Annotated in this window: 22 protein-coding genes, 1 tRNA gene and 1 riboswitch; of the genes, 15 read left to right on the top strand and 8 right to left on the bottom strand. The window is 59.9% G+C overall.

Features of this window, described 5'->3' with window-relative positions; translation table 11 throughout:
• The 4 genes from AD944_RS05015 to AD944_RS05000 all read right to left on the bottom strand — a co-directional run.
• On the bottom strand, nucleotides 1–487 hold a 487-nt coding region (locus AD944_RS05015), incomplete at its 3' end, for a PqiC family protein (protein ID WP_061474778.1).
• Nucleotides 484–1,440: an MlaD family protein gene (locus AD944_RS05010; protein WP_035381304.1), complete on the bottom strand. Its 957-nt coding sequence runs from the start codon at nucleotides 1,438–1,440 to the stop codon at nucleotides 484–486. The genes AD944_RS05010 and AD944_RS05015, both read right to left, overlap by 4 nt.
• A gap of 6 nt (nucleotides 1,441–1,446) precedes the next feature.
• On the bottom strand, nucleotides 1,447–2,229 hold the full coding sequence (locus AD944_RS05005) for an ABC transporter ATP-binding protein (protein ID WP_006557672.1): 783 nt from the start codon (nucleotides 2,227–2,229) through the stop codon (nucleotides 1,447–1,449).
• 1 nt (nucleotide 2,230) lies between these two features.
• Nucleotides 2,231–3,400 carry an ABC transporter permease gene (locus AD944_RS05000; protein ID WP_045542670.1) on the bottom strand — a complete coding sequence of 390 codons (1,170 nt, stop codon included), beginning with the start codon at nucleotides 3,398–3,400 and terminating at the stop codon, nucleotides 2,231–2,233.
• Between AD944_RS05000 and AD944_RS16695 the strand changes: the two genes are divergently transcribed.
• From AD944_RS16695 to AD944_RS04980, 5 genes are all read left to right on the top strand, one after another.
• The gene (locus tag AD944_RS16695; protein ID WP_145912848.1) at nucleotides 3,389–3,589 is read left to right on the top strand and encodes a hypothetical protein; all 201 of its coding nucleotides are present in this window, start codon (nucleotides 3,389–3,391) and stop codon (nucleotides 3,587–3,589) included. The two genes, AD944_RS05000 and AD944_RS16695, sit on opposite strands and share 12 nt — an antisense overlap.
• A gap of 104 nt (nucleotides 3,590–3,693) precedes the next feature.
• Nucleotides 3,694–4,608: a tRNA pseudouridine(55) synthase TruB gene (truB, locus tag AD944_RS04995; protein WP_035381347.1), complete on the top strand. Its 915-nt coding sequence runs from the start codon at nucleotides 3,694–3,696 to the stop codon at nucleotides 4,606–4,608.
• A 28-nt stretch (nucleotides 4,609–4,636) separates the two neighbouring features.
• The gene (gene rpsO / locus AD944_RS04990) at nucleotides 4,637–4,906 is read left to right on the top strand and encodes a 30S ribosomal protein S15 (RefSeq protein ID WP_006557675.1); all 270 of its coding nucleotides are present in this window, start codon (nucleotides 4,637–4,639) and stop codon (nucleotides 4,904–4,906) included.
• A gap of 294 nt (nucleotides 4,907–5,200) precedes the next feature.
• Complete coding sequence (gene pnp / locus AD944_RS04985) at nucleotides 5,201–7,360, top strand: polyribonucleotide nucleotidyltransferase (RefSeq protein ID WP_035381302.1); 2,160 nt, start codon at nucleotides 5,201–5,203, stop codon at nucleotides 7,358–7,360.
• 59 nt (nucleotides 7,361–7,419) lie between these two features.
• On the top strand, nucleotides 7,420–8,838 hold the full coding sequence (locus AD944_RS04980) for an NAD(P)H-dependent flavin oxidoreductase (protein WP_045542656.1): 1,419 nt from the start codon (nucleotides 7,420–7,422) through the stop codon (nucleotides 8,836–8,838).
• A 234-nt stretch (nucleotides 8,839–9,072) separates the two neighbouring features.
• Here the strand turns inward: AD944_RS04980 and AD944_RS04975 are convergent, their stop codons facing one another.
• Entirely contained in the window at nucleotides 9,073–9,258 is a 186-nt protein-coding gene (locus tag AD944_RS04975) for a YqaE/Pmp3 family membrane protein (protein WP_035381345.1), read from the bottom strand.
• 266 nt (nucleotides 9,259–9,524) lie between these two features.
• Here AD944_RS04975 and gyrA point away from each other — a divergent pair, with 266 nt between their 5' ends.
• From gyrA to AD944_RS04955, 4 genes are all read left to right on the top strand, one after another.
• Complete coding sequence (gene gyrA / locus AD944_RS04970; RefSeq protein ID WP_045542657.1) at nucleotides 9,525–12,305, top strand: DNA gyrase subunit A; 2,781 nt, start codon at nucleotides 9,525–9,527, stop codon at nucleotides 12,303–12,305.
• On the top strand, nucleotides 12,302–12,832 hold the full coding sequence (gene coaD / locus AD944_RS04965) for a pantetheine-phosphate adenylyltransferase (RefSeq protein ID WP_006557680.1): 531 nt from the start codon (nucleotides 12,302–12,304) through the stop codon (nucleotides 12,830–12,832). The genes gyrA and coaD overlap by 4 nt, the downstream gene beginning before the upstream one ends.
• A 47-nt stretch (nucleotides 12,833–12,879) precedes the next feature.
• Nucleotides 12,880–13,374 carry a peptidylprolyl isomerase gene (locus AD944_RS04960; RefSeq protein WP_006557681.1) on the top strand — a complete coding sequence of 165 codons (495 nt, stop codon included), beginning with the start codon at nucleotides 12,880–12,882 and terminating at the stop codon, nucleotides 13,372–13,374.
• A 252-nt stretch (nucleotides 13,375–13,626) separates the two neighbouring features.
• A tRNA-Lys gene (locus AD944_RS04955) sits at nucleotides 13,627–13,702 on the top strand.
• Nucleotides 13,703–13,986: 284 nt separating this feature from the next.
• Here AD944_RS04955 and AD944_RS04950 read toward each other — a convergent pair.
• Together AD944_RS04950 and AD944_RS16690 are read right to left on the bottom strand one after the other, a co-directional pair.
• Nucleotides 13,987–14,907 (bottom strand): LysR family transcriptional regulator, encoded by a 921-nt coding sequence (locus AD944_RS04950; RefSeq protein ID WP_045542671.1) that lies wholly within the window; start codon nucleotides 14,905–14,907, stop codon nucleotides 13,987–13,989.
• 142 nt (nucleotides 14,908–15,049) lie between these two features.
• The gene (locus AD944_RS16690) at nucleotides 15,050–15,220 is read right to left on the bottom strand and encodes a hypothetical protein (RefSeq protein ID WP_156105424.1); all 171 of its coding nucleotides are present in this window, start codon (nucleotides 15,218–15,220) and stop codon (nucleotides 15,050–15,052) included.
• Nucleotides 15,221–15,475: 255 nt separating this feature from the next.
• Here AD944_RS16690 and AD944_RS04940 point away from each other — a divergent pair, with 255 nt between their 5' ends.
• From AD944_RS04940 to gcvP, 6 genes are all read left to right on the top strand, one after another.
• Nucleotides 15,476–18,109 (top strand): hypothetical protein, encoded by a 2,634-nt coding sequence (locus tag AD944_RS04940; protein ID WP_052427198.1) that lies wholly within the window; start codon nucleotides 15,476–15,478, stop codon nucleotides 18,107–18,109.
• Nucleotides 18,110–18,263: 154 nt separating this feature from the next.
• Nucleotides 18,264–18,728, top strand: a complete 465-nt coding sequence (gene speD, locus AD944_RS04935; protein ID WP_006557687.1) for an adenosylmethionine decarboxylase — start codon at nucleotides 18,264–18,266, stop codon at nucleotides 18,726–18,728.
• Between the two features lie 96 nt (nucleotides 18,729–18,824).
• On the top strand, nucleotides 18,825–19,697 hold the full coding sequence (gene speE, locus AD944_RS04930) for a polyamine aminopropyltransferase (RefSeq protein WP_006557688.1): 873 nt from the start codon (nucleotides 18,825–18,827) through the stop codon (nucleotides 19,695–19,697).
• A gap of 69 nt (nucleotides 19,698–19,766) precedes the next feature.
• Nucleotides 19,767–19,856, top strand: a riboswitch (glycine riboswitch).
• Nucleotides 19,857–20,028: 172 nt separating this feature from the next.
• Nucleotides 20,029–21,162 carry a glycine cleavage system aminomethyltransferase GcvT gene (gcvT, locus tag AD944_RS04925; RefSeq protein WP_045542673.1) on the top strand — a complete coding sequence of 378 codons (1,134 nt, stop codon included), beginning with the start codon at nucleotides 20,029–20,031 and terminating at the stop codon, nucleotides 21,160–21,162.
• 50 nt (nucleotides 21,163–21,212) lie between these two features.
• On the top strand, nucleotides 21,213–21,578 hold the full coding sequence (gcvH, locus tag AD944_RS04920) for a glycine cleavage system protein GcvH (protein WP_006557690.1): 366 nt from the start codon (nucleotides 21,213–21,215) through the stop codon (nucleotides 21,576–21,578).
• A 153-nt stretch (nucleotides 21,579–21,731) separates the two neighbouring features.
• Nucleotides 21,732–24,650, top strand: a complete 2,919-nt coding sequence (gene gcvP / locus AD944_RS04915) for an aminomethyl-transferring glycine dehydrogenase (RefSeq protein WP_082741255.1) — start codon at nucleotides 21,732–21,734, stop codon at nucleotides 24,648–24,650.
• A 251-nt stretch (nucleotides 24,651–24,901) separates the two neighbouring features.
• On the opposite strand, the gene AD944_RS04910 is transcribed toward gcvP, so the two are convergent.
• Entirely contained in the window at nucleotides 24,902–26,905 is a 2,004-nt protein-coding gene (locus tag AD944_RS04910; RefSeq protein WP_248845807.1) for a beta-N-acetylhexosaminidase, read from the bottom strand.
• Between the last annotated feature and the right edge of the window lie 23 nt (nucleotides 26,906–26,928).

Here is a 26,928-nt window from a genome sequence, read left to right as displayed (position 1 = left end):
CGGTCAGATGTGCACGGTCACGAATCAGCGGCTTGTTGGGGTCCTGCGGCAGAACAGCCCAGTTTGCATCCAGCACGGCCTGCCCGTTGGCATCCACATCAAAGCGGGAAATGTTGACCTGCACCCGCAGCGTGGCCACGTCCACCAACGGCTGATCCGTAATCAGTTCATTGGGGTGGGAGTTGGCGATCTCGTTGGTAATCAGGTCCGTCATGCCAAGGGAAAGGCGTGTCGCCCAACGGGATTTCGGGCTGCGCACAATTTCTTCCCCATTGCGCAGCACCATGTCCTGAGAATCCAGATAATCCGGAATCACCACGCGGCTGATCTGAATGGTGGTGGCGCGGGAGGACAGGTGCGGCTGCCGCACTTCCTGATCGGAGGGCATGCCAAGGGTGTAGAGCCGCAACGGGGGCGAGGCACAGGCTGAAAGCAGGGCGCAGGCTGTAAGGGCGGTAAAGGCCAGACGGCGGGCGGAAAACATCATGGACGGCGTCCCATCAGCAGAAGTTGCGGGTTGCGTTCAACATCACTGGCAAAGCCACGCAGGGAGGCAGCAGCGGAAGCAATATCCCGCAGGGCAGCGTCCAGATTGGCCCGATCAGCCGAGCGCGGAGAGATAATGCCCTGCAGGCTGTCCAGCGCTTTGGTGGCGGACAGCATGGTGGCGTGGATATCTGCCCCACGCCCGCTTAGCTGTGTGGTGCCGGTTTCCAGCAGCGTGTCCATTTTGGAGAGCGTGATATCCAGCTTGCTCTGAAGGTCGCGGATCGCCTGGGTGGCAGCCTGCACTGTGTCATGCGAGCGGTCGGTCGTGACTTTCATGCTGGCGATCAACGGCGGCAGATCATCGTTCAGCTTGTCACTAAGGGACTGGATAGAGCGCAGCGTATCATCCGCGTGGTGGGCAATATCCTTCACGGGAAGCTGGCCCAGCGTGTCCTTCAGCTTTTCCATGGTGGACAGGCGGGCGGGAATTTCCGGCAGATCCGTAATGCGTGGGTGCAGGACAGCAGGGGCGGACTTGTCAAAATCCAGTTCGATGTTGGATTGCCCGGTTACAAAGCTTTGCAGGTTCAGTTCCGCGCGCAGGCCGTTGGCAATCATGTCCTGCACCCGCACCTTGGTGTCCCCCGGTACATCGCGCACCACGTGGATCTGGTCCGGCTCAAGGGTCAGCACAACGGGAATGTAGGCTTTGTGGTCCAGCGGATCAAAACGCAGCGTGATGCTTTTGACAGACCCCACCTTCACACCACGGAAGTTGACGGGTGCGCCCACGGCCAGACCCGTAATGGAGTTCTGAAACACCACTGCAGCCTCCCGCGAGGGGGTGAAAAAGCGCATGTGCCCGAACAGCATGATGATGGCCAGCCCCAGTAAGCCGCCGCCTATCACAAACGCGCCGATCAGGGTTTTCCGGTTTGTGCCTTCAGCCATGCTGCTTCAGCCCTTTGTCTCAGAGGCAGGAGCGATGTCCGCCTTACGGTTCATGAATGCCACCACTTCAGGAATGGTGTTGTGGTCGCGCAGATCCCGCGGAGACCCACGGGCAATGGGGGTGTGGGTGCGGGCATCCAGAAAGATGCCGTCATCCGCAATCTTGAACAGGCTGGGCAGTTCGTGGCTGACAATCACAATTGTCGCGCCAAGCCCATCCCGCAGGGTCAGGATCAGATCATCCAGCCGGGCGGAGGTAATGGGGTCCAGCCCGGCGGAGGGTTCATCAAAAAACAGGATGTCCGGCTCCAGCGCAATGGCGCGGGCCAGCCCGGCCCGTTTACGCATGCCGCCGGAAATTTCAGATGGCATCAGGTCAATGGCCTGCTCCATGCCCACAAAGCCCAGTTTGAGCTCTACCAGCCGCCGGATCACTTCTGGCGTCAGGTCTGTGAACATTTCCATGGGCAGGGCCACGTTTTCCCCCACCGTCATGGAACTCCACAGCGCGGCGCTCTGAAACAGCACGCCATAGCGATGGTTCAGCTCCGTGCGGCGCTTTTCGTTCTGTGCCCAGTAATCTTCTCCACCCACCAGAATCTGGCCGGAGGTGGGGCGCAAAAGGCCGATCATGCTTTTCAGCAGCGTGCTCTTGCCGCAGCCCGAACCGCCCATCACGGCAAAAATGGAACCGCGTTTAAGATCAAAGGAAACGTTCTGCTGAATAACCTTGGGGCCAAAGGCAATGGTCAGATCGCGCACGGAAATCAGGGTGTCAGGCTCGGTCATGTCAAATGTCCAGTGCGTTCGCGATAACCGCGAAAACCGCATCCATGGCGATAATCCCCACAATGCCGATCACCACCGCGCGGGTGGCGGCAATGCCCACATCCGCCGCACTCCGCCCGGCCTTCAGGCCCACACGGCAGGCCGCCAGCGCAATAAAGCTGGCGAAAAAGAAGGATTTCACAAAGCCGAACACAAATTCATGCAGGGCCACACCATCAAACGTGGTGGTCCAGTAGCCAATGGCGGATACGCTCATCATGCTCATGGCCACTACAAACCCGCCCAGAATGGCGATCAGCGTGCCATACAGATACAAAAGCGGCATCATCAGCGCGAGCGAGAGGATGGACGGCAGCAGAATGTAGGTGGACACCGGAATGCCAAACACCTGTAGCGCGTCAATTTCCTCATTGCCCAGCATGGTGGAGATGCGGGCCGCATACGCGCCGCCGGTGCGCCCCGCCATGATGATGGCGGTCATGATGGCTGAAATCTCGCGGGCGCAGGCAATGCCCACCAGATTGGCCACATAGATCTCGGCTGCAAAGCGGCGCAGTTCCACCAGCCCCACAAAGGCCAGAATGGCGCCCACCAGAAAATTCACCACACCCACAATCAGCAGCGCGGATGGCCCGGCATTCCAGATATCGGTGGCCAGATCCTTCAGCCGCATCCCGCTTTTGCCGGTTACGGTTTTCAGCGCGCCCTTGGTGGTTTCTTCCGCCAGTTCGGCCACGGTGCCGGTTTCTGTCAGCGTGTTGAGGGTGATATCCCCCACCCGTTCCAGCAATGGTGGTTTGGGGCCGGGGCCAGCGGGCTTGGCGGCTGGCTGTTCTGGCAGCAACGCCAGCAGGCGTTGGGCGGGTTCTGGCAGATGTGTGGGGTCAAACGTCAGTCCGGCATGGCCCGCCGCCTGTTTGACATCCCACAGGAAGGTAATGAACGCGGAATCCCACTGTTGTAGGCCAGTGGTGTCTATTTGCAGCGTCTGGCCCTGATGGGTCTGGTTCAGCCCATCGGTGGGGAAGGGAGCCATTCCGCCATTCTGCACCGTCCAGTCACCCTGCACATGCAGGCAGGGGGTGCCTGTGCGCATGTCCAGATCCCAATGGGGTGCGGCCCGGGGTGTCTGGCTGGCGGAGGAGGATGATGCGTTTGAATGATCAGTCATGGTGTGTGGCAACATTACGGCACGATGACAGGGCTGACCAGTCCTGCCCGCGCGCGCGGCTGGCCTGCTAAAATGGTCTGGATATTTCAGGCGCTCACCTTGCATGGGGTGTTGGGTGGCTGGGCCGGGTCTTGCGAACGGCTGGCAAACAGGCCGTGCGCCATTGCCGCGGGCGCGGCTGTCGGTTAGATGCAGCGCGGTTCTGCCGGTTGTGCAAACCGGATGCAATTTGGTGTGATGGTGCCTGTTCTGAGCCGCAAGGCCGGAGAGCGCCTGTTGAAACGGGAGTTCCCATGCGACGCAGACGGGGCAGGCCGATAAACGGCTGGCTGATTGTTGATAAACCTACAGGCATGACCTCCACGCAGGTGGTGGGGCGCGCCAAACGGCTGTTTGATGCCCAGAAAGTGGGGCATGGCGGCACGCTGGACCCGCTGGCCACCGGCTTGCTGCCTCTGGCGTTTGGCACAGCCACCAAAACCGTGCCTTACGTGATGGATGGCACCAAGATTTACCGTTTTACCCTGAAGCTGGGTGAATCGCGTGACAGCGATGATGCGGACGGCAATGTGACCGGCCATTCTGACGTGCGCCCCACGGATGACGAACTGCGTGCCGCTCTGCCTGCCCTGACAGGGGATATCATGCAGGTGCCCCCCGTGTTCTCCGCCCTCAAGGTGGCAGGGGAGCGCGCTTATGACATGGCGCGTGATGGTCGACCGCCGGAACTGCCGCCGCGTCCGGCACGGGTGGACCGGTTTGAACTGGTCGAACGGGTGGATCAGGATACGGCCATCTTTGAGGTCGAATCCGGCAAAGGGGTGTACATGCGCGCGCTGGCGCGTGATGTGGCGCTGGCCTGCGGCACTCTTGGCCATATAATCGCGCTCAGGCGCCTGCGCGTGGGGCCTTTTACTGAGGCAGACGCAATAACACTGGACAAAATCGCCCCGAACGACGACAACGCGCATGCCTCACCGGAGCTGCTGCGTCCGGTCGCGACCGCGCTGGCCGACATCCCGGCGCTGGCCCTGACCGCTGATGAAGCTGCTTCCCTGCTGCACGGGCAGGCGCTGAGCCTTGTCGATCTGATGGGACGCATTCCCCAGACCGAAGAAGGTGAGCCTGTTCGGGCCATGGAAGGGGGGCGCGTACTGGGGATCTGCCGCCTGGAAGATGGGCTGCTGCGCCCCGTGCGGATTCTGTGAACCTGATCTTTTTTTATGGAGACATGTGATGTCGATTACTGCTGAACGCCGCACGGCGCTGATTAGCGAATACCAGACGACCCCGACCGATACCGGTTCCCCGGAAGTCCAGGTTGCGATTCTGACCGAGCGGATCAACAACCTCACCGAGCATCTGAAAACCCACGCGAAGGATTTCCATTCCCGCCGTGGTCTGCTGATCCTCGTTGGCCGTCGTCGTAGCCTGCTGGACTACCTGCGCGGCAAGAGCGTTGCACGCTATGAAGCGCTGATCGCCCGTCTGGGCCTGCGCCGCTAAGAGTGCGAAGCAAAGGGTGCCCGCCTGCTGGTCAGGCGGCACCCTTTGCGTTCTCTTCGGGGCACGGTTTTGCCGTAACCCCTTGCATGTCAGCACGTTAGGCTGGATGCTAAACACGTTCGCCACAGGCTGTGAGCGCGGGAGTCTGATCCCGGCGGGCCACGGCGTTTCCGACCACATGGCGCCTGGGTGGTATAGCCGCCAGTCTCCATGCCGTCCGAGGCGCTGTCCGCTCCCTTCGGTTCTTTCCCGCCTGTTCTGTGGCTTTTGATCTGGAATGAAAGTTGGAACAGTATGAGTATTGATTTTAAGTATTATCGTAAGGAAATTGAATGGGCCGGTCGCCCGCTGGTGCTGGAAACCGGCAAGATCGCCCGTCAGGCTGATGGCGCCGTGGTTGTCACCTATGGTGAAACCGTTGTGCTGTGCACCGCCGTTGGTGCCAAGAACGTCAAGGCCGGTCAGGACTTCTTCCCCCTGACTGTCAACTATCAGGAAAAAGCCTACGCTGCTGGCAAGATTCCCGGTGGCTTCTTCAAGCGTGAAGGCCGTCCGTCTGAAAACGAAACGCTGGTCTCCCGCCTGATCGACCGCCCCATTCGTCCGCTGTTCCCCGAAGGGTTCCGCAACGAGGTGCAGGTTATCGCCACGGTGCTGACGCACGATATGGAGAACGATCCCTCCATTCCGGCGTTGATCGGCTGTTCCGCAGCACTGACGCTGTCTGGTATTCCCTTCTTTGGCCCGGTTGCCGCAGCCCGTGTCGGCTACAAGGATGGCGCGTTCATTCTGAACCCCACCCTTGAGCAGATGAAGGACGCTGCCCTTGATCTGGTGGTGGCTGGCACGGAAGAAGGCGTGCTGATGGTGGAATCCGAAGCATCAGAACTGTCTGAAGACGTGATGCTGGAAGCCGTTACCTTTGGTCACACAGCCTTCCAGCCGGTGATTGAAGCCATCATCTCTCTGGCTGAACACGCTGCCAAAGCCCCGTGGGATCTGCCGGAAGCGTCCAAGGAAGAACAGAAGCTCCGCACCCGTGTGGACAAGGTTGGCCGCAAGCTGATTGCTGATGCCTACAAGGAAAAGGTGAAGCAGGCGCGCTACGAAAAGATTGGCGCTGCCAAGGAAGCCATCCTTGAAAAGCTGGCCGCCGAGGAACTGGACGTTGACGCTGCCAAGCCGATGCTGAAAGACCTTGAAGCCGATGTGGTTCGCACCGCCGTGCTGAAAACCGGCCTGCGTATTGATGGCCGTGATCTGGTAACGGTTCGTCCCATCGTGTCTGAAGTGGGCATTCTGCCGCGTGCGCACGGGTCCTCCCTGTTCACTCGTGGGGAAACGCAGGCGCTGGTTGTCACCACGCTGGGCACCGCACAGGATGAACAGGTGATTGACGCGCTGGAAGGCGAATATCGCACCAACTTCCTGCTGCACTACAACTTCCCTCCCTTCTCCGTTGGGGAATGTGGCCGTATCGGGTCTCCTGGCCGTCGTGAAATCGGGCATGGCAAGCTGGCATGGCGCGCCATTCACCCGCTGCTGCCCAGCCGCAAGGATTTCCCGTACACCCTGCGCGTTGTGTCTGAAATCACGGAAAGCAACGGCTCTTCCTCCATGGCCACGGTGTGCGGTAGCTCCCTGGCGCTGATGGATGCCGGTGTGCCGTTGAAGCGCCCGGTGGCTGGCATTGCCATGGGTCTGATCAAGGAAGGCAAGAACTTTGCCGTTCTGTCTGACATTCTGGGCGATGAAGATCACCTGGGTGACATGGACTTCAAGGTAGCGGGCACAGAACAGGGCGTGACCGCCCTGCAGATGGACATCAAGATCACGTCCATCACGCCGGAAATCATGAAGATTGCGCTGGGTCAGGCCCGTGATGGCCGCCTGCACATTCTGGGTGAAATGAGCAAGGCGCTGACGGAAGGCCGGACGGATGTGTCCTCCACAGCTCCCAAGATCACCACCCTGACCGTGCCGCGCGAAAAAATCCGTGATGTGATTGGTTCAGGCGGTAAAGTTATTCGTGAGATCGTTGAATATTCGGGTGCGAAGGTCGATATCGGAGATGATGGCACGATCACCATCGCTGCGATGTCTGACGATCAGGCCAACAAGGCCATCGAACGGATCAACGGGATTGTGGCTGAACCGGAACTGGGCCGCATTTATGACGGCAAAGTCGTCAAGACGGCTGATTTCGGTGCGTTCGTGAACTTCCTGGGCGCGCGTGATGGGCTGGTTCACATCTCTGAACTGTCTCAGGGCCGTGTGGGCAAGACCACCGATGTTGTGAAGCAGGGCGATGCCGTGAAGGTCAAAGTGATTGGCTTTGATGATCGCGGGAAAGTTAAGCTGTCCATGCGCGTTGTCGATCAGGAAACCGGAGCCGATATCACAGAAACCGTGGGCGCAAAGCCTGCGCGGGCTCCCCGTCGGGATGCTGAATAAGCATCCCCCAAGGGGTGCTTTGCACAGCAGCGCTGATTAAGCAGAACGATAGGACAGCAATGAAGGCGATCAACGCAGTTCGCATGGGGGGCGCAGATGTCCTGCCGCTGGTTGAAGGCGGCAAGGGCGTTTCCGTATCCACAGGTGCTTCAGCCGGAGCATGGGCTGCGGCGGGCGGGGCCGGTACGGTCTCGATCGTCAATGCGGACAGTTATGATGAGGCCGGAAATCCCGTGCCTCAGATCTATCATGGCCGCACCCGGCGGGAACGGCATGAAGAACTGGTAGACTACGCTATTCGGGGCGGGATTGCGCAGGCGCGCATCGCGCACGAGATGGCAGGCGGCAAAGGCCGCATCCACGCCAATATCCTGTGGGAAATGGGCTCTGCCGAACGGGTGATTACCGGCGTTCTTGACGGCGCAAAAGGGCTGATTCACGGCCTGACCTGCGGCGCGGGTATGCCGTATCGCCTCTCGGAAATTGCAGCCACGTATGGGGTGTACTACTATCCCATCGTGTCTTCCGCACGTGCCTTCAATGCGTTGTGGAAGCGGGCCTACAGCAAGGCGTCTGATCTGCTGGGCGGCGTGGTGTATGAGGATCCGTGGCGGGCTGGCGGCCATAACGGCCTCTCCAACACGGAAGACCCGCTGAATCCGGAAGATCCCTATCCGCGGGTTGCGGCTCTGCGCAAGCTCATGCGCTCTTTTGGTCTGGATAACACGCCCATCATCATGGCGGGCGGCGTGTGGTGGCTGGAAGAATGGGAAGACTGGATTGATAATCCGGAACTCGGCCCGATTGTCTTTCAGTTCGGCACACGTCCGTTGCTGACCAAGGAAAGCCCCATTCCGCAGGCGTGGAAAGATCGGCTGCTGACCCTGAAAAAGGGAGACGTGTACCTCAACCGCTTCTCCCCCACAGGTTTCTATTCTTCAGCAGTCAATAACAGCTTCCTTCAGGAACTGCGTGGCCGGTCTGAACGGCAGGTTGCGTTTTCTCCCGAACCGCTGGGTGCGCATCAGGTGCCTTACGGCGTGGGCGCGCGTAAGCGTGAAGTGTTTGTTGCGGCGGAAGATTTTGAGCGTATTCGCGGGTGGGAAGCAGAAGGCTTTTTTGAAGCCATGCGCACACCGGATTCCACGCTTATTTTTGTCACGCCAGACCGTGCGCGGGAAATCATGGCAGATCAGGTCGCCTGCATGGGGTGCCTGTCTGAATGTAAGTTCTCCAATTGGAGCCAGCGCGGCCCCAATTACACCAACGGGCACAAGGCTGATCCGCGCTCCTTCTGTATTCAGAAGACGCTTCAGATCGTGGCGCATGCCAACGGCCCGGATGCGGAAGACATCATAGATCACAACCTGATGTTTGGCGGCACCAACGCATGGCGCTTTGCAACTGACCCGTTCTATTCCAACGGGTTTGTGCCAACCGTCGGTCAGTTGGTGGAAAAGATCCTCACCGGGCGCTAAGCCCAGCAGGCTTTTCAAAAGTGATCATCTGTTGCGGCTTTTGTTATGAGGCCACAACAGCAGAAAAGGGCGCTTCGGCGTCCTTTTTTTGTGCCTGCCGCGAGGGGCTTTTGCTTTCCTTAGCTAACAAAGAGGCAGCCCGTTTTGCGACGGGAGGCTGGATGAGGCAGCAAGAATTGCACGGGCAGTCATGAGGGCCTCAAACTAATCCGGAATGTAACCACAGTGGCTTTATTACTTTCCCATCCGGGCAATTTTCTGGTCGGTCTTATACTGGCTCAGAGCGTAAACGGACCAGATGGCTGCCGGAATCCAGCCAATGATCGTTACCTGCAACACCAGACAGATCAGGCCCGCGAAGGGACGCCCGATGGTGAAGAACTGAAGCCACGGTAAAAGCAGGGCCAGAAGAAGGCGCATGGAGGTCATCCTTGTCTTGGGGCGAGAAGAACGCCCTGAAGGGGAGGATGGCTGCTGTGCTGCCGCAAAACAAGCCCCATTGCGCGCTTTGGCGCGTGAGAGATGGGGTAGCCCTATGTGCGTTCGCCTTTGTGTGCTAGAAGAAAGACCCTCACAGCCAGACTGCTGTACAGGCCGGGTTTTGCCCGGTTCAGCGGCCCGGCGCACAACAGTTTTCAGGCGCGCCTCATTCCTTCAGGCGCGCGGCATGACAAGACGGATGGACCTTGACCGAGATTTCTGACCAGCCGGGATCGCCGGAGCCTTCTGACCTTCTGCCTGTCACCATTGAGGAGGAGATGCGCTCCTCCTACCTCGCGTATGCGATGTCGGTGATTGTCAGCCGTGCCCTGCCTGATGTGCGAGACGGCCTGAAGCCGGTGCATCGGCGTATTCTGTACGCCATGCATGAAAGTGGCTTCACGCACGATAAACCCTACCGCAAATCGGCCCGTGCGGTGGGTGACGTGATGGGTAAATACCACCCGCACGGTGACTCCTCCATTTACGATGCCATGGTTCGTATGGCGCAGTCCTGGTCCATGCGCGTCAAGCTGATTGACGGGCAGGGGAACTTTGGTTCCGTGGATGGGGATAGCCCGGCGGCCATGCGTTATACGGAAGCGCGGCTGGCCAAGGCTGCCACCTTCCTGCTGAACGACATTGACCGCGATACGGTTGATTTCCAGCCCAACTATGATGAAAGCGAGCAGGAACCGACCGTTCTGCCCGCAGCTTTCCCCAACCTGCTTATCAATGGCGCCACCGGCATTGCCGTGGGTATGGCCACCAACATTCCGCCCCACAACCCGGCGGAAGTGATTGATGCAACCCTCGCTCTTATCGAAAAACCCGATATGGAGCTTGAAGAGTTGATGGAGCATGTGCCGGGACCCGACTTCCCCACAGGCGGCATCATTCTGGGGCGCTCAGGCATCCGCAGCGCGTTTGCCACCGGCCGCGGCGCGATCATTATTCGTGCCCGCGCCGAGGTTGAGGAAATCCGCAAGGATCGCAAAGCCATTGTGATCACGGAAATTCCGTATCAGGTGAACAAGGCCACCCTGCAGGAGCGCATTGCCGAACTGGTGCGCAACAAGCAGATTGAAGGCATATCAGACATCCGCGATGAATCGGACCGGTCCGGCATGCGGGTGGTGATTGAAATCAAGCGGGACGCCACGCCGGAAGTGGTGCTGAACCACCTCTACCGTTACACCCAGTTGCAGACGTCCTTTGGCGTGAACATGCTGGCGCTGGATGGCGGCAAGCCTCGCCTGATGGGGCTGAAGGATGTTCTGTCCGCCTTTGTTTCCTTCCGTGAAGAAGTCATTCTGCGCCGGGCGCGGTTTGAACTGAACAAGGCGCGGGATCGCGGGCATATTCTGGTCGGGCTGGTGATTGCCGTCGCCAATATTGACGCCGTGATCGCCCTGATCCGCGCAGCGCCTGATGCCGCAACCGCCCGTGAATCCCTGATGGCCGCAAGCTGGGATGCCGCAGATGTCGAGCCCCTGCTGGCGCTCATCCATGATGAAGGCAATCAGGTTGTAGACGGCAAGGTCCGTCTTACTGAAGCGCAGGCCCGTGGTATTCTGGAACTGCGCCTGCAACGCCTGACCGGCCTTGAACGCGAAAAGATCCAGCAGGAACTTTCCGAAGTTGCGACCCGGATCAACGAGCTTCTTGAAATTATTGGCAGCCACATCCGCCGCATGGAAGTGCTGCGCGATGAACTGATACTGGCGCGGGCGGAAATTGCGACCCCACGCGCTACCGAAATTTCTGATTACGCAGGGGATCAGGATGATGAAAGCCTGATCGAACCCGGCCAGATGGTTGTCACCATCACGCGGGAAGGCTTCATCAAACGCACGCCGCTTGATGTCTTCCGTGCCCAGAACCGTGGTGGCCGTGGTCGCACCGGCGCTGGCACCCGCGGCGATGATATTGTGGTGCGGTCCTTCAACGCCCACACGCACCAATGGGTGATGTTCTTCTCCTCCGGTGGCAAGGCGTATCGGGAAAAGATCTGGCGTCTGCCAGAAGCCAGCCCCACCGCCAAAGGCCGTGCGCTGGTCAATCTGCTGCCTGATCTGGGTTCGGACACCATTACCGCCGTCCTGCCGCTGCCGCAGGATGAGGAACTGTGGGAATCCCTGCATCTTGTGTTTGCAACCGCCAGCGGTGGCGTGCGCCGTAACCGGTTGAGTGATTTCCGCAACATCCGCTCCTCCGGCCTGATCGCCATGAAGCTGGATGAAGGCGATAGCCTGATTGGCGTTGCTACCTGCCGTGAAGGGCAGGATGTGTTCCTGGCAACCCGTGGCGCACGCTGCATCCGCTTCCAGATTACGGATGAAACATTGCGCGTGTTTGCAGGCCGTGGGTCTTCCGGTGTGCGCGGCATCAGGCTGGCGGATGGTGACAAGGTGATCAGCCTTGCCGTGCTGAACCATGTTGAAGCCACGGTGGAAGAACGTTCTGCTTATCTGCGTATGGCCAACGCCAAACGCCGTGCAGAAAACGCCGCCGAAGCCGAGGATGATGCCGAAACGCCGGTTGTGGATACGGATGAGGAAGAAGCCTCCTCCGGCACAACCCTGCTGACGCCGGAACGCTTTGCCGAGCTTGAAGCTGCGGAAGAAATTCTGCTGGTGGTGAGCGATGGCGGGTTTGGTCGCCGGTCTTCCGCGTATGATTACCGTGTCAGCGGTCGTGGCGGGCAGGGCATCACCAACATGACCTTCTCCTCCAACAAGCGCGGCAAGGAAGTTGCGGCCACGCTGCCGGTTCTGGATGGCACGGATGTCATGCTGGTGACGGACGCTGGCCGTCTTATCCGTGTGCCGGTCGATCAGGTGCGCGTCATGGCGCGTCAGGCCAGCGGTGTGACCCTGTTCCGCCTGAATGAGGATGAGCGCGTGACGAGCGTGTTCCCCGTCATGGATGATGGTGAGGAAGAAGGGGGCGAGGACGCCGCTGAAACACCGGGCGAAGGCGCGTGATCACAGGCGTGCGCCCTGCCCGGCGCATTGGCTTTTATGCCGGGACGTTTGATCCCGTCACCACCGGGCATCTGGACGTGATTGAACGGGCCGCCCGGTTGGTGGACCGTCTGGTGATCGGGGTGGCGGAAAACCCCGCCAAAAATCCGCTCATGCCGCTGGCGGAGCGCGTGGAGTGTGTGGAGCATGAGCTTCCTGCCATAGCGGAGCGCACAGGCGGCGAGCTGAAGGTGACGCCCTTCAACTCCCTGCTGGTGGAAGCGGTGCGTGCGCATGATGCCACGCTTATTTTTCGCGGCCTGCGGGTGCTGACGGATTTTGATTATGAAATCCAGATGTCCGGCGTAAACCGGCGGCTGGATGCCACCATAGAAACCGTGTTTCTGATGGCGTCCGAGCGCACGCAGTTCATTTCCTCCCGCCTTGTGAAGGAAATTGCCGGTTATGGTGGTGCCGTTTCCGAGTTTGTCACCCCATATACACAGGAACGTCTGCTCGCCCGGCTAAAGGCGCGGGCTGCGGGGTAACAGGTGCGTTGGCGCCGGTTGCCGGAAAGAGTTAAGGAGAATTCTCTATGTCTACCGAGACAGACAAAAACGACCTGATCTACATGGATGTGCCCGCAGGCCGCGTGGTCATCCGCCTGCGTCCCGATATCGCACCGCTGGCTGCCGAGCGTATCCGCACCCTTTCTGCTGAAGGGTTTTACGATAACGTTCCCTTCCATCGTGTGATTGAAGGCTTCATGGCACAGGCTGGTGACCCCACGGGCACAGGCACAGGTGGCAGCCCGCTGCCGGACCTGAAGGCGGAATTCACGCGGGACGCCAAGTTCCTGCGCGGCACGCTGGGCATGGCGCGTACGTCTGATCCCAACAGCGCCAACAGCCAGTTCTTCATCATGTTTGAACCATCCCCGCATCTGGATGGTCAGTACACCATTGTGGGTGACGTGATTGAAGGCATGGAAAACATCGACAAAATCAAGCGCGGTGGCGGCGCGTCCGGCATGGTGCGTGAGCCCGACCGGATTATCAAAATGCGTCCGGCTTCTTCTGAAACTGCCTGATCGTTTCAGAATTTATCCAGACAGAAAACGCGGCCCCGCAACGGGCCGCGTTTTTTTGTTGGGGGAGATATTTCGGGAGACCGCGCCTGCCATCAAGAAGGGGTATTGGTGTTTTCAGGAGCCCTTTTGCGCGTTATGGGCTTGAAAAAGCATGTCATCGCTTGACACGGGGGGAATGATCCGTCTAGACAGCGTCCCAACAGAGGGCGCACCCTGTTTAAAACCGAGTGCCGCTATTCTGCAAGATGGTGTGAGCCGGTAGCTCAGTTGGTAGAGCATTCGACTTTTAATCGAATGGTCGAGGGTTCGAGTCCCTCCCGGCTCACCATTTTTCCCCACAAGATATGTGCAGAAAAACAGAGTTTCCACAGAAACCGGGACTCGGTTCCTGATTTGGATAACCCTTTTTTTTATTTGGCTTTTTCTGATTCGTCTCCGAATCGGCTGGCGCAATCTGTACCCGTTATCCACAGAATTACCCACTGCCCCTATTCCTGTACCCGGAGAGCGGTGCGGCGCGCGCAGAATGTGTGGAAAAAACCACATCCCTTCATCACAGAACCAGAGTGACTGTGTGGCGGATGGCCAGCGCTGTCTGCCGTAGGGAACGGCTCAGGGGAGATCCTGCTCCCATGGGGGAACGGGGCCATAGCATTCCACCAGATAATCAATCATGGCCCTTACTTTTAGCGGGGTTGTCTGGCCGGGGGCGTAAACAGCGTGCAGGGGCGGGGCTTCCATCAGGGGCTCATCAAGCGTTATGGCCTGCAACTGGCCGGAACGTAGTTCATTGCTCACCACAAAAACGGGAAGATAGATCAGCCCTTCCCCTGCAACGGCGGCTTCACGCAGGGCATCGCCGTTATTGGCGCAGAGCGGGCCGGAAACAGGCACGCCGTGCTCTCCCTTTGGGCCAAAATTCCAGCGGGTAGGGTTGCCGGGCTCTCCCAAAGTGTACCCCAGGCATTTGTGCTGACTCAGTTCCTCAATGTGCTGCGGTGTGCCGGACTGCGCCAGATAGGCAGGAGAGGCGCACACCACACAGCGTATGGGAGCCAGCTTGCGCGTGCGCAGGCTGCTGGGGGCCATGTGCTTGATGCGCAGGGTGAGATCCCAGCCTTCTTCAATCAGGTCCACTGCGCGGTCATTCAGGCCGAGCTCCACCGTAACCAGAGGGTGTCGGCGGTTAAATTCCGGCAGGAGCGGAGCCACATACCGTATGGCCAGAGAAACAGGGGCATTGAGCCTTAACCGCCCTTGTGGTTCACGGCGCTGCGCCGTAACGGTGCGTTCCACTTCTTCCAGATCCGCCAGAATTTTCTGGGAGCCTTCCAGAAACAGCCGTCCCGCTTCTGTCAGCGAGAGCTTGCGCGTGCTGCGATGAAAAAGGGTGACTCCCATCTGGCGTTCAAGCGCAGTGATGTGCTTGGTCACCATGGTTTGGGAAAGGGAAAGCGCGCGCCCGGCAGCCGTAAAGTTGCCGGTGGCCACAACCTTTACAAAAACCTGCATGCTTGTAATGCGGTCCAGCATAAAATCCACGCACGGGGTTGAGAGGGCAGTAAATGCGCCAGAGTACTGCTGGCAGCGTCACCCTATCATGGTTTGTTCGTGCCGTGCGTGGTTTTGCCAATGTGGCGGCGTGTGCCGCCAGAAGGGCTGAAAAGCCTGAGCTTTAGTTGCGCCAGCCGGGTGGGCGGCCACGGTAATCATTATAATACCCATGGTCATGCCGCCCGTGGCGGTAACCATCCCTGTCATGATAGCGGTGCGGGCCAGAATAACAGCCAGAAAGGCCCAGCGGCAGCAAAAGCAGAAGAAGCGCCGGAACAGATAATTTCTTCATGGAATCCTCCAAAGCAAGAAAGCCATCTGATGTGGCTAAAACGGTAATGAGGCTTTTTAACGTTCTCTCCGTTCCCGGCGTTCCGCAGCCTGCGCGGTTTGTCTTTTCCTTTGTCAGCCTTGGCGATCAGTGCAAAGAGAGGGCACACTCACCGGGGCGCTGGGTGTGCGCTATTGCCCGGCATCCATGGCGGGGCGAAACCAGACAGGGAGCAACAGAAACCTCGTGACGGGACGGAACAGAACAGACCGGATCATGGTTTCTTGCCTGATGCTTCAGGCGTTGGTGGCTGCGCCTGCCACAGCGGAAGGCGTGGATGGGCTGCAGCGGGCTCCGGTAGCGGCTGTCACGCAGGATGCTCTGGGCCAGAAAGGCGACCAAAACACCCAGACAGCACTGTTTCTGCCTTTTGATGCGCAAACCGGCATTGCGGCGTTCTGGTCCGGCCCGGATTTTATTGTGGTGGCAGACCAGCCTGTACCCGCCATGATGCGTGCGTCTGGCGGAACAGGTGTGTTTTCCGGCCTGACCGTCACGGTGCTGGATCACGCCACGCTGTTGCGCATCCCTCTGCCGCAACACCCTGCCTTGCGGCTCTCGCGCCAGAAAGAAGGCTGGCAGTTACAAGCGCCGGAACCTGCATCTTTACAGAAAAAGGATGGGCAGACGGCGTTGGCTCCTTCCGCCGCAGCAGGGGGCGGTGCGGCTCCTGCGTCGGCTGCCGCTTCTACGTCTGCTTCGGCTCCTGCTCCGGCTACGACTGCGGCTGCCACTTCCGCTACCACTGCGGCCGCAACTTCCGCTTCCGCAGGCTCCTCCTCTCCGTCCTCTTCTTCTACGGCTATGTTGTCGTCCGTGGGGGCCGCGTTGGCGGGCAAGCTGTCTTCTGGCGGGGGAGGGGGGGCTGCGTCTCTGCACACAATTACGGCGCAGCCTGCGCCCGGTTATGTGCTGTTTCCGCTGCAACAGCCTGGGCATGAGTTTGAATTGCCGGACCCCGCTACCGGCGCGCGGCTGCTGATTGCAACATCCCGCACGGCCTCAGGCGGCGTGGGGCAGGCGCAGCACGCGGTTGGCTATTCCGTAAGGCCCACACTGGAAGGTGTGGTGGTGGAAGCCGATGCCGATCAGATCGTGATGCAGGACATGGCCAAAGGGGCCGTTCTGCACGCTGTCTCGCTGCATCCTGTGCCTGTGGGCCTCCCTTTGCCCGAACCGGTGACAGAGGCCTCCCGCCAAAAGGACTGGCAGTGGTTTGGCTTGCAGGAGGCATCGCCCGCCACTCTGGCAGTGGAGCGGGAGGAAAAACTGGCGGCGTTGGCCAAGGTGTCGCCCCGGCAGAAAAAAGCGGCGACTTTTGCCGCTGCGCAGGCGGCCTTTGCGTCCGGAGCGTTTCAGAAAGCCGCCACGCTGCTGGCCGATATGCCAGAAACCACACCGGATTCGGGATCAGCCAGTGCTGCGGGGTCTGCCGCCCAGCGGCCGGAAATAGCGCTGCGTGCGGCTTCGGCCCTGCTTGCGTGCAACCTGAAAGGCGCACAGGCACTGGTCGCGCCGGAGTGGATCAGCCTGCCGGAGTTCCATCTGTGGCAGGGGCTGTATGGTCTGTATGCCGGGCAGAACAGCCAGCGCACCGCCATTCTGCTGGCGGCAGGGTTTGCGCAGGCGCAGCATTATCCCGCCCCGCTACGGGACCGGATTGCGCCAGCCATGGCGCTTTACATCGCCCGCTATGGCACACCCGCCACGGTCAGGACGATGGAGCCATTGCCCGATGGCCCCGCGTATGATCTTCCCCGCGCGCTGCTACAGGCGCGGGAGGGAAAAACGGAAACAGCCCGCGTTGCACTGGAAAATCTGACAGCATCGGACGATGCTCAGCGCGCCGCCATTGCCCGCACGGAAATTGTGCGGCTGATGCAAGATGCGGATCTGATTGCGCCGGATATGGCAGCGGACGTGTACCGCAAACTGCTGAAAGGCGAGAACGGGGCTTCACCCGCGCCTACTGACATTCGCACGCTTACTGCCGTGGGGCTTGCGCACGCCCTCATCCGCAATGGTGAGCCCAAAGTGGCGCTGAGCGTGCTGGAAGGGCTTCAACCTAGCGCGGATGTGCCGGAGGACGTGCTGGCGGAGGCCTATCGGGCCGCTTTGTATCGGCTGGTGTTCAACGGTGCGTCCCCTTCCCTCGGCCTGCCGCCCGGCAGCGAGGAAGAACTCTCGGTCACACAGCGCACCGCGCTGGTGGCGCAGGGGTTGCCGCATGTGCCCGATGGGGCGGAGAAAGCCAAACTGCTGCTGGGGTATGGTCGCCTGCTGCTGGAGGCTGGTCATGCAGATACCGCCGCGACGGCGTTCAGTCAGGCCATTGCCATGCAGGCAGACCCGCAGGCACGGGCGGAGGGAGAAGAACTGTTGGCTCAGGCCGCCATGCAGGCGCATCAACTGGCTCTGGCGCAGATGGCTCTGGATCACGCGGTCTCCCCGCTCATGCCGGATGATCTGGCAGCCCGCAAAGCGTATGATGCCGCCCGCGTGGCGCAGGCACGCGGAGAGACGGAAAAGGCACAGGCCCTGCTGGCACATGACGAATCGGACGCGGGGCTGGATCTGCGCGGACAGCTTTATGAGGCGGACCACCGCTGGGCGGATGCCGTGCTGGTGGTGGGGCGTCTGGCCAGCCGTGGCCTGCCGCAGGATGGGGCGCTGACAGAGGCACAACGGGCCCTTGCTTTCCGGCTGGCGACCGATGCCGCCGCCGCGCGGGACTGGGAAACCCTGCACCGTCTGAAAGACTGGCTGGCGGGCCGTACGATGGGGCGCGAGCGTGATGCGTTGTTTACACTTCTGTTACGGCAGATGCCCCGCAGCGCCGCATCACATTGATTTCCTTCACTTCGTTTTCGGGCAATGTGAAAAAACCTGTTTTTTATGCAAGATAATGCTTGTCATGCGGGGCTATAGGCCGTAGTTACACCCGCTCTTGGCCCAAGGGGGCGATTTCGCCCAACAGGCTGTCTACTGGTTTGGGGGTACGTCAATGAACGCACTTGCTCAACTGGGGATGGTCTCGGAACTCCCGAGCAATAACCAGGCATCTTCTGTTCCGGTCTCGTCTGACGATGATCGTAAGGATTACTTCGTCGAAAAAGACGGCGAGAAATTTGCAGGCACACACCTGCTGGTCGATCTGTGGGACGCCACAAATCTGGATGATCCGGAAAAAATAGACCGGACATTGTGTGAGGCTGCCGTGGCTGCGGGAGCAACCATCCTGCACAGCCACTTCCACCACTTCACGCCCAATGGCGGCGTGTCTGGCGTGGTTGTGCTGGCGGAAAGCCATATTTCCATCCACACATGGCCAGAACGCAATTTTGCGGCCGTGGATATCTTCATGTGCGGCGCATGTGATCCGCACCTTGCCATTCCGGTCATGCAGCGCCTGTTCCAGGCAAAGCGGCTGGAAGTGGATGAGCAACGCCGTGGGCGCGTGGCCATCTAAGGTCCGTTTCCGTCTTTGATGGTGTGTTTGAGGGGGCCAGAATAACGCCGTAACAGGCCGCGTTCTGGCCCTTTTCTTTGTTTGGGATAAAGAGACATGACTGAGCAGTGGATTGAAGAAACCCTTTATGACAACTGGGGCCAGCGCTTCCGCGTCACAAAGGAACTGGCCCGTACCAAAAGCCCGTTTCAGGACATTGTGGTCTTTGAGAGCGAGTCCCACGGCCGCGTGCTTCTGCTGGATGGCGTGGTGCAGATCACGGAACGGGATGAGTTCGTTTATCAGGAAATGCTCACCCATGTTCCGTTGTTCACCCACGGCGCTGCGCGCAATGTGCTGATTATTGGCGCGGGTGATGGCGGTGTGCTGCGCCGCGTGCTGGAACATCCCGGCGTGGAAAAAGCCGTGATGGTGGAAATTGACGGCGCGGTCATTGAACTTTCAAAACAACACCTGCCCGGCATTGCCGGAGATGCCTGGACCAACCCGCGCGCGGAAGTGATTGTGGGTGATGGCATTGATTACGTGGCAAAGGCGGCTGATGCTTCCTTCGATGTGATCATTGTAGACAGCACGGACCCCATTGGCGTGGGTGAAGTCCTGTTTACGGATTCCTTCTATCAGCATTGCGCCCGTATCCTTACGGCGGAAGGCCTGATTGTGAACCAGTGCGGCGTGCCCTTCATGCAGGCGGATGAACTGCGTGAAACCAGCGAACGCCGGGCCAAGTTCTTCCCGCATGTGTCTGCCTACGTGGCGGCTGTGCCCACCTATGTGGGCGGGTTCATGACGCTGGGTATTGCCTCCAAGGGCAAAAGCCCCGTGGGGCAGGATGTGAACACCGTGCGCACCCGCGCGCAGGATGCTGGAATTCTGGGCAACACCCAGTACTGGACGCCGGAAATTCACGTGGGCTCTTTCAATCTGCCGCCCTACATTGCCAAACATCTGCCCAAGGCAGACGCATAAAACGGGCCATTTGGCCCGCGCAGACTCTACAACCGTGATTGACTTGAAAACGCAATGATGTCACGGTTTTTATCGCGCAGAGGGAGAGACTGGCCTAGCGCCAGCGCCGAAGGAGCAACCGCCCCGGAAACTCTCAGGCAAAAGGACCTTGCGCGATAAACTTCTGGAGAGAGGCGCTTTCGCGCCCGCCGACGGGATAGCGATCTCAGGCAAAGATACAGAAGGGGCAGACGGATATTCTCTGGTCCGGGGCCCTGAACTTTGTCTTTTTATCGGTCACAGTTTTCCGAATACGCAAGGTGCCCCAGTCTTTTTGCGGAAGGCTGCGTGCATGAGCACTGATTCTCTCCTCCACACCCCTCTTTTTTCCCTGCATGAAGATCAAGGCGGCAAAATGGTGCCGTTTGCCGGTTATGCCATGCCCCTGAATTATGCAGATGGCATCATGGCCGAGCACCGCCATGTGCGAACCCATGCGGGCCTGTTTGATGTCTCGCACATGGGGCAGGTGAAGGTGCGTGCCCGCTCGGGCAGTGTGGAGGCCGCGGCCAAAGCGCTGGAACGTCTGGTCCCGGCTGATATTGTGGCCATCAAGAATGGTCGGCAGCGCTACACCCAGTTCACCAATGCCCAGGGTGGCATTCTGGATGACCTGATGGTGGCGCGGCTGGATGATACTCTGCTGCTGGTGGTCAACGCCGCGTGCAAGGCCGCCGATATTGCCCTCATGCAGGATGAACTGGTGGATTGTCTGGTAGAGCCGCTTGAAGAACGCGCTCTGCTGGCGCTTCAGGGGCCGGAAGCCGAGCAGGCGCTGGCGTCGCTGGCGCCGGATGTGAAAACCATGGCCTTCATGGATGTGCGCGCTCTGGATGTAGATGGCGCAAGCTGCGTGATTTCCCGCTCCGGTTACACCGGGGAGGACGGGTTTGAAATTTCCGTGCCCGCGCTGGATGCCTCACGCGTGGCGCGCCAGTTGCTGGCCCAGCCCAACGTTAAACCCATAGGCCTCGGCGCGCGGGACAGCCTGCGGCTGGAAGCCGGAATGTGCCTGTATGGCGCAGATATTGATGAGACGACTACCCCAGTTGAAGCGGCCCTTGAATGGTCAATTCAGAAATCCCGCCGCAAGGGCGGTGCGCGGGAAGGGGGCTTTCCGGGCGCGGATATCATTCTGGGCCAGCTTGAAAATGGTGTGGCCCGTCGCCGTGTGGGGCTGCTGGCAGAAGGCCGTGCCCCTGTGCGTGGCGGTGCCCCCCTTTATTCTGATCCCGCTTTTGCCGATGGCATAGGCAAGGTGACCTCCGGCGCCTTTGGCCCCACGGTGGAAGCCCCGGTGGCCATGGGCTATGTGGCCACCGCCTATGCAGCCCCCAAAAGCCCCGTTTTTGCCGAACTGCGAGGCCGTGCCGTGCCTGCGGTTGTGGCATCCCTGCCGTTCGTGCCTGCGCGCTTCAAACGGTAATTCTGTTTTCTCAACGGTTCCAAAAGACTTTTTTCAAGGAGTGCTGAGGCATGACACTATATTTTACCAAAGAACATGAATGGCTGCGCGTTGAAGGTGAGTCCGCCGTAGTGGGCATTACCAAGCACGCTGCCGAGGAACTGGGCGAACTGGTGTTTGTTGAAGTGCGTGATGCCGGAACCGAGGTCAAAGCCGGTGAATCCGTAGCCGTGGTGGAATCCGTCAAGGCAGCTTCAGACATTTATGCCCCGGTGGATGGCGAAGTGCTGGAAGGCAACGCCGCCCTGACGGATGACCCCGCCCGCGTCAGCTCCGACCCGGAAGGGGAAGGCTGGATTCTGAAATTCCGCATCACCAACCCGGATCAGCTTTCCGGCCTGCTGGATGCCGCCGCCTACGCCGCATTGATCGCCTGAGTCTGCCCGCCGGGGCGTGGAGGGCGGACTGTTCCAGCCCTCATGCCCCGGCACCCTGCCAAAGGGGCGTTGCGCTGCCCGGTTTTTGTTAGCCACAGCGCCACGCCCGCCAGAAACATTCTTCCTGTTTCCCGCTTTTTCAGGATACCCCGCATGTTCACCCTTGCTTCCGGTCCGGACCGTTCCTCCGGCTGTTCTGCTGATACGCTGCCCGCTTTTGCAGGCCTGCAACCGGAGGCAGATACCTTTGTGCCCCGCCATATCGGTCCCACGGCGGACGATCAGGCGCTTATGCTCAAAACAGTCGGTGCGGCATCGCTTGATGCGCTGATGCAGGAAACGCTGCCTGCCGCCATTCGGGCCACACAGCCCATGGGTATTGGCAAGGGCTGGAGCGAGGTGGAGGTTCTGGCCCATCTGCGCACATTGGCCAACCAGAATCAGGTCATGACATCACTGATCGGGCAGGGCTATTACGGCACCGTTCTGCCAGCCGTCATTCAGCGCAACATTCTGGAAAACCCGGCGTGGTACACGGCCTATACGCCGTATCAGCCGGAAATCAGCCAGGGCCGTCTGGAAGCGCTGCTGAACTTCCAGACCATGATTTCCGAACTGACCGGGCTGGATATTGCCAACGCGTCCCTGCTGGATGAAGCCACTGCGGCAGCGGAAGCCATGGCCATGGCGAACCGGGTGTCCAAATCCAAGGCCACAGCTTTTTTTGTGGATGCAGACTGCCACCCACAGACCATTGCCGTGCTGAAAACACGTGCGGAACCGCTCGGTATTGCATTGGTCATTGGCGTGCCGGAAACAGATCTGGTTGCGGCAGATGTTTTTGGTGCGCTGTTCCAGTATCCGGGGTCTTCCGGTGCTCTCAAAGACCCTCGCGCAACCATTGAGGCCCTGCATGCGGCGGGCGGTATTGCCGTCATGGCGGCAGACCCGTTGGCGCTGACAGTGCTGACCTCTCCCGGTGAACTGGGGGCGGATATCGCCATTGGTTCCACGCAGCGTTTTGGCGTGCCCATGGGGTTTGGTGGCCCGCACGCGGCCTATATGGCCACGCGGGATGCGTGGAAGCGCAACATGCCGGGCCGTCTGGTCGGGGTGTCCATTGATAGTCAGGGCCGCTCTGCCTACCGGCTGGCGCTGCAAACGCGCGAACAGCATATCCGGCGTGAAAAAGCGACCTCCAACATCTGCACGGCGCAGGTGCTGCTGGCCGTTATTGCGGGCATGTATGCGGTCTATCACGGGCCGGAAGGGCTGCGCGCCATTGGCCGCCGGGTTCATGGGCTGACCACCACACTGGCTGCTGGACTGAAAGCGCTTGGCGTTACAGTCCAGACCGAACAGTTTTTTGATACCATCACCCTTCAGGTGGGGGATGGTGCTGCGGATATTCTGGCGCGCGCCCGGTCTGCTGGCCTCAATCTGCGTGATGCTGGCAAGGGGCGTATTGGCATCAGTCTGGATGAAACCTCCACCCCCAAAACCGTTCTGGCCGTATGGTCCGCTTTCTGTGCGGAACAGGGCCGGGTGGATAAAATGGCGCAGGCGCTGGCTCCGGCCACCAGCACCATTCCCGCCAGCCTGAGCCGCCAGTCTGCTTTCCTGACGCAGCCGGTGTTCAGTTCCTGCCGTTCAGAAACAGACATGCTGCGCTATCTGCGCCGTCTGGCTGATAAGGATCTGGCGCTTGACCGCACCATGATCCCGCTTGGCTCCTGCACCATGAAGTTGAACGCCACCGTGGAGATGATCCCCATCACATGGCCCGGTTTCAGTGACATTCACCCCTTTGCCCCGGCAGATCAGACGCGGGGGTATCAGGCCCTGTTTGCTGATCTGGAACGCTGGCTGTGCGCCATCAGCGGGTATGATGCTGTGTCCTTCCAGCCCAATTCTGGCGCGCAGGGTGAATATGCCGGGCTTCTGGCCATCAGCGCCTATCACCGCGCACGGGGGGAAACCAACCGTACAGTGTGCCTGATTCCGGCCTCCGCCCACGGCACCAACCCGGCCTCCGCCCAGATGGCGGGCATGAAGGTTGTGGTGGTGAAGTGTGATGCCGGTGGCAATATTGATCTGGAAGACATGCGGGAGAAAGTGACCGCTCACGCGGCTGATCTGTCCGCAGTGATGATCACCTATCCGTCCACTCACGGCGTGTTTGAAGAAAGCATGCGTGAAATCTGTGATCTGGTGCATCAGGCCGGAGGGCAGGTGTATGTGGATGGCGCGAACATGAACGCGCAGGTGGGCCTTGCCCGCCCCGGCGATTACGGTGGCGATGTCAGCCATTTCAACCTGCATAAAACGTTCTGTATTCCGCATGGTGGCGGTGGTCCGGGCATGGGGCCAATTGGCGTCAAGGCGCATCTGGCTCCGTTCCTGCCCGGCAACCCTGCGGCGGAAGGCACGGCTCTGGCCGTTAGCGCCGCGCCGTTTGGTTCGGCCTCCATCCTGCCGATCTCCTGGGCCTATATCCGCCTGATGGGGGATGAAGGGCTGAAACGCGCCACGCAGGTGGCCATTCTGAACGCCAACTACATTGTCAGCCGTCTGATTGAGGCCTACCCGGTGCTGTATCGGGGCAAGCAGGGCCGCGTGGCGCATGAATGCATTCTAGACCTTCGTCCTTTGAAAGATGCAGCCGGTGTCACGGTGGATGACATGGCCAAGCGTTTGGTGGATTACGGTTTCCATGCGCCTACGGTCAGCTTCCCGGTGGCGGGCACCTTCATGATCGAACCCACGGAATCTGAAAGCAAAGCGGAACTCGACCGCTTCTGTGAGGCCATGCTGGCCATTCGTGAGGAAGTGCGCGCCATTGAAGCGGGCAAACTCACGGCAGAGCAGTCCCCCCTGCGCCACGCGCCCCATACCGCCAGCGATGTCACGGCAGAACCGTGGGACCATGCCTACACCCGTCAGGACGCCTGCTTCCCGCCCGGTGTCAGCCGTTCCAGCAAATACTGGCCACCCGTGGGGCGGATTGATAACGCCCATGGGGATCGGAATCTTGTCTGCTCCTGCCCCGATATTTCGGAATGGATGGAATAAGAAAGCCACCCGGCCACAGCAGACCCACGACAAAAGAAGAGGGCGGAGCCAGCAGGTTCCGCCCTTTTTGTTTATGAGGTTTTGTAGAATTCTTTTGAAAAAAATATGGTGCAATCAAAGGCTATCTGAAAGATCTTACCTGCCAACCTGCCAACCTGCCAACCTGCCAACCTGCCAACCTGCCAACCTGCCAACCTGCCAATCTGACCAGACAGGCTTTCCCTTCACCCTCTGGTTTGATGATTTGCGAGTTAAGGCCGCTTAGTGGGCAACCCCTCTCCATGCATGATACGGGCGGAAAGCGCTTCAATCCCTGGCAGGATATCCTGAAGCAGATCACCCGGCGGTTGCGGGGTGTTGGTGACCACTTTGGTGGTGGCAGAGGCTGCAATTTCCGCACGCGCCTTGCGCACGGCGGCGCGGACCCGGTGCTTCCAGCCAGAAGAATGATCATACCCCAGCAGCATCAACCCGGCCTGTGCCAGATTTTTCAGGCTTTCAGAAGCAGGCAGGGCATTTTGCAAGGCGGGGTTACGGGCTGCGGCGGCCTGAAACGCGGCATCATTTGCAACCCAGTAAGCCAGTTGCGCCCGCAGGGTGGCTTTCAGGTCCTTCTGGCCTGCGGCATAGGCTGCGGCCTGCCGGTTGAAGGTATCCGCTGCAAAGCTGTCGGGGCTTGCAATGTCGGCCAGCGTATTCAGGTCCTGCTCCGTAGCGCGCTGCTTGTGGCGGATCTGTAAAAACTCGTGATTATGCGCGTAATTCCGCACAGGGCTGGTTACACTCAGCAGTACACTGGCGGGGGCCGTCTCACCCGGAGCCAGCCGAGCAAGCCTCTGGCTGGCTCGGGCGCTGCTTTCCAGCCCCAGTTCTTCCAGCTTGTCCTGCGTTACGGCAAGGCGAGGGTAAAGGGTCTCCCCGTCACAGGCTGAGGCCGAGGACCAGAAGCGCTCGGCAAGGGCGGCCATGCGGGGCCACAGGCGACTATCCAGCATCTCTTCAGTGACAATTTCCGTCCACAGCGCGGCTTCCGCGCCCAGAACCAGCGCCTTCTGCGCGTCTGTCAGCGGTGTGGTCTGGGTTGTGACTTTGTCGGCAATGGTGCCACCCGGCCCGGTGGCCTGTGCGGCGGCTTCCGCTTCCGCCATGTTGGCAACATTTCCCAACGGGTCCTGCGCATACGGGATGGCGGCGGGTTGCAGCCGGTCCAGATAATAACCATCAGACACAACCACCGGGTGGCCTGCCGCCGTGGCGGCGGCTGTGCGGGCTGCCCCGCGCCAGATTTCCACCACGGTATCACGCGGGATATCAGCGGCAGTGATCTCATCCCAGCCAATAACCTTCTTGTGGCGGTGGGTCAGCGCCTGTGCAACGCGTGTGGTGAATTCTGCCTGCATTTCCGCAGGTGTTTTGAAACTATGTGCCTGCATATAGGCATGAATGTGTGGGGACGTTGTCCATTGCTTGGCCACAACCTCATCCCCGCCTATGTGAAAATATGCATCCGGGAATAGGGATGCCATTTCTCCATACAGCGCCGTGACAAAGCGGTAGGTGGCGGGGTTGGTCGGGTCCAGCGCGGCGCGGTTTTTCTCGGCTCGGTCTTCCATGTTCAGTGGGGCCTGTGCCGCGTAACGCGGATAGGCTTCCAGCAGGGCAAAGGTATGGCCCGGCGTGTCAAATTCGGGCACCACGCGGATGCCCCGTTCCGCCGCATAGGTGACAAGGGCCCGGATCTGCTTTTGCGTATAATATGCCCCGTGTGACGCCACGGTGTGCAGGCGCGGGAACAGGCGGCTTTCAACCCTGAAACCCTGCCCATCAGAAAGGTGTAGGTGCAGCACGTTCAGTTTCACCATTTCCATGGCGTCAATCTGGCGCTGCAACGTGGGGATGGACATGAAATGGCGGCTGACATCAATCATCAGCCCGCGCCAGCGGAAGCGGGGGGTATCATTCAGGCTGGCATGGGTTATCACCGCGCCAGTAGCATCCCGCCCGGCAAGTTGCAGCAGGGAGGCCAGACCATGCAGAATACCCACCGGCCCGGCAGCATCCAGCGTTGCGCCAGAAGCTGAGACAGTCAGCGCATACTGCTCCGGCATGTCCAGAGCGGGAAAGGCACCGTCTTTCCCGGCGCAATGGAGCGTGATGGTAAAGGCCGAGGCATCCGCAGAGGATGAGACAAATCTGATCGGCTGGCCTGTCAGTTTTTCAAGGCGGGTGCGGAAGCGTTCAACCGCCGTGACCAGAACGGGCAGCGCTTTTCCATCCC

Origin of the sequence: Acetobacter tropicalis (assembly GCF_001580915.1) — a bacterium.
In the GTDB taxonomy this organism is placed as follows: domain Bacteria; phylum Pseudomonadota; class Alphaproteobacteria; order Acetobacterales; family Acetobacteraceae; genus Acetobacter; species Acetobacter tropicalis.
Note: the sequence above shows the minus strand (reverse complement) of the source record. Positions and strands in the feature narration are given on the sequence as shown.